The organism is Pseudomonas sp. LJDD11, from assembly GCF_024584215.1.
GTDB lineage: Bacteria > Pseudomonadota > Gammaproteobacteria > Pseudomonadales > Pseudomonadaceae > Aquipseudomonas.
Window position 1 is genome coordinate 1 of sequence record NZ_JANJFL010000139.1, and the last position, 536, is coordinate 536.

1 protein-coding gene is annotated in these 536 nt (G+C 60.1%); it reads right to left on the bottom strand.

The annotated features are described in order from the left end of the window. A partial coding sequence (locus tag NRB16_RS29195; protein WP_257107610.1) for an ABC transporter substrate-binding protein occupies positions 1-536 on the bottom strand: 536 nt, incomplete at both ends.

A 536-nucleotide genomic window follows, 5' to 3' on the forward strand; every position in this document is an offset into this window, starting at 1 on the left:
CCGACATTCGTGCGTTGGGGTTGGAAGCCCGCTGCACCGTCATGGCCCACAGGTTGATTTGTGTGCCCGGTGCGATGCCCGCTTCCTTGAGCAACTGCTTCGCCTTGGTCGGGTCGTAAGGCGCGTCCTTGATGTCCGGGTCGAAGCTCCACTGGCCGGGCGGCAGGGCGTTCTGGGCCAGTTGCCCGGCGCTCTGGTAACCCGCCTTGATAATGGCCGGCTTGTCGATGGCCATGTCCAGCGCCTGACGCACCTTGAGCTGGTCCAGTGGCGGGTGTGTGACGTTATAGGCCAGGAAGCCCAGGTTGAAACCCGGCTGGCTCAGAACCTTGATCTTCGGGTCTTTCTTGAATTCTTCGATGTCTTGCGGGCGAGGGTAGCCGCTGACCTGGCACTCACCGGCCTTGAGCTTTTGCAGACGCACCGCGGCATCGTTGTTGATGGAGAAGATCAGGTTGTCGATCTTCACGTCTTCGGGCTTCCAGTAGTCCTTGTTGCCCACGTAACGGATCTGCGAATCCTTCTGATAGCGCTTG